Source organism: Vibrio sp. 1159 (genome assembly GCF_033340395.1).
GTDB lineage: Bacteria > Pseudomonadota > Gammaproteobacteria > Enterobacterales > Vibrionaceae > Vibrio > Vibrio alginolyticus.
The window spans coordinates 1-1,696 of sequence record NZ_JAWOWL010000087.1; the positions used below are offsets into that span (position 1 = coordinate 1).

General features: G+C 35.1%; 1 protein-coding gene and 1 pseudogene. One reads left to right on the forward strand and one right to left on the reverse strand.

All coding sequences use genetic code 11. The annotated features are described in order from the left end of the window. Positions 1 to 76 precede the first annotated feature (76 nt). Positions 77 to 703 (forward strand): annotated as a pseudogene (locus R7127_RS26040) (IS630 family transposase); the annotation flags it as partial. A gap of 47 nt (positions 704 to 750) precedes the next feature. Here R7127_RS26040 and R7127_RS26045 read toward each other — a convergent pair. Continuing rightward, positions 751 to 1,611: a hypothetical protein gene (locus tag R7127_RS26045; protein ID WP_318148666.1), complete on the reverse strand. Its 861-nt coding sequence runs from the start codon at positions 1,609 to 1,611 to the stop codon at positions 751 to 753. Positions 1,612 to 1,696: the final 85 nt, after the last annotated feature.

The following is a 1,696-nucleotide window of genomic DNA, read 5'->3' on the forward strand; positions in this document are numbered from 1 at the left end:
AGAAATACCTTGTAAATTAGAATACTCTAATTTGACGAAGTCCCTTTAAAAATGGGCATGTTTATGCGATTTCCCTGTTCCACATAAGTTTGATGAAGCAAAGCAACAAGCTTTCATAGATGCTTACGAAGCGCTAAAGGCAAGTTGTGACGAGGATGAATCGATAGTCTTTATCGATGCTGTTCACCCAACCCTATCAACAAAAATATCTCATGGCTGGATACGAACTGGTCAAGATAAAGTGATTGAAACAACGGGAAATCGCAGTCGATTGAACATTCTTGGCGCACTGAACCTGTCAGATATCGGAGCTACTATTATTGATGATTATGAGAGCATTAACAGTGAAACGATAGTTCGCTTTTTCTGTAAGTTAAGAGAGAGTTATCCGTTAGCTCATAAGCTTCATATCATTTTAGATGGTGCGGGATATCACCGTAGTGACTTGGTCAGAGATGCGGCATTTGTCCTTAATATCGAGCTGCATTATCTTCCACCTTACAGCCCAAACCTCAATCCAATAGAGCGGCTTTGGAAAGTAATGAATGAGAAGTCGAGGAACAACGTTTACTTCAAAAGTAAACGGGACTTCAAGGCGGCAATAGACCAATTTTTTACTGTGACTCTTCCAGAGATCGCAGGCTCTTTGGCATCTCGAATTAATGATAATTTTCAGGTTCTCAAGCCTGCATCTTCAAGTTGATTCGGTATATAATTTATTTTTAAAATTCGTTCACAACTAATTTAGTGTTAGTTTAAACCTAACATATCCAAAATAAAACTTGCTTTAATTTCATCACTAGCGATATTTTCTATTAGTTTAAATTTATCTCCAAATTTTCTTAAGCATACCTCTTTCAAATTTTCGAAATTTTTAAGATCTGAGAAACTATCATCTATTTGCATGTATTCATATCCTTGGTTCTCACCAAAAACAAAAAAAACATAATCAGCTCTAGCAATCATTTCCATCATTCTATTAATTCTTCGAATAAAAATTGAGTTTATATTTTTGAAGTTATCTTCAGACCCAGAATTAATATTTGATTTACCAGCTAGCGAATGCCAATTATAGTGAGCAAGAACAAAGTTGTGACTCTTATTTAAAGTATAATAACCAAATGTTGCATCTAACCAAGAACCCAAATTTTTCCCATCATTTTCCACTACAAACCGATTAATATCATCATATGTAGATGATTCGAACTTTATCCCTAATCCGAAATTTTCATCATTATTATTTTCATACTTGATACATACATCATGATTAGTCCCTACACCACTATAATCCATATAAACATCGGGATTACTCAATATACTAGCAACCGAATCTGGCGAAAAAAAACCACTATTGAAAGGTAAACTTAGCTGCTTAATACCTAGTTTCTCATGAATAATGGATGCTGTAAAACACCGAAACCCGACAGGTATTATCGCAATTTTCCCAGTATCAACCAATCTTTTCAATTTCAGTTTATGTTCAATCTCGTTCTCCAAGCCAAGTTCATCTTTGTAGCTGGATAGCTTATTTCTAATTACTGTACCAGAGGGGCGGTTACTATAAGCTAATTCCATCAAATCATGAGCCAGAAGAAGATCAATTTTTTCCAACCTTAAAGGTAACTATTCACCCAGGAGCTATTGACAGCAAATTTATGTGACTGAGTTAACTTGATCCCACATTCAACTTGAGTGA